1 pseudogene is annotated in these 690 nt (G+C 72.5%); it reads right to left on the bottom strand.

Annotation, left to right across the window (positions count from 1 at the left end):
• Positions 1 to 167: 167 nt before the first annotated feature.
• Positions 168 to 590, bottom strand: a pseudogene (gene smpB / locus AC1MIR_RS03300) (SsrA-binding protein SmpB); the annotation flags it as partial.
• Between the last annotated feature and the right edge of the window lie 100 nt (positions 591 to 690).

The raw sequence follows: 690 nt of genomic DNA, 5'->3' as shown, positions 1-690 counted from the left end.
GCGAGACGATCCATCGGCTCGCTCTTGCCGGCGGCCCGCGCGGCCGCCTGCTGCGTTTCCCGGCCGCCATGGCAGCCGGAGCCTTCTGCAGGCATCGGTGCGCTGGTGGGAGGGGGCGTGTCCATCAGGCGCCCTCGGAGCCCACGTCGCGGGGGGGCTTCGCGGCCCCGCTTGTCATGCTTCTTCTTGCCTTCCGCGAGGCCGAGCGTGACCTTCGCCACGCCGCGCTCGTTGAAGTGGATGTCCATCGGCACCAGCGTCGTGCCGTCGCGCGTGATGGCGCCGATGAGCTCGCGCACCTGTTTCCTGTGGAGGAGAAGCTTGCGCGGGCGCCGCGGCTCGAAGCGGGCGACGAAGCTGCCGGCCTGCCATTCGGGGATGTAGACGTTGAACAGCCAGATCTCGCCGTCCCGCTCGCCCGCCCAGGCATCGGCGAGGGTGGCGCGGCCGGCGCGCAGGCTCTTTACCTCGGGGCCGACGAGCATGACGCCGGCCTCGATCGTGTCGTTGATCTTGTAGTCGAAGCGCGCCTTGCGGTTCTGCGCGGCGACGCCGTGGCTGATCAGGCCCTTTTTTCGTGGTTCGGCCATGGGTCGGGGTGCTGTCGTCCAATCTGGGGCCCCCCCCCCCCCCCCCCCCCCCCGCGGGGGGGGGGGGGGGGGGGGGGGGGGGGGGGGGGGTGGTGGTGGG

Source organism: Falsiroseomonas sp. RANM36, from assembly GCF_056682175.1.
Note: the sequence above shows the minus strand (reverse complement) of the source record. Positions and strands in the feature narration are given on the sequence as shown.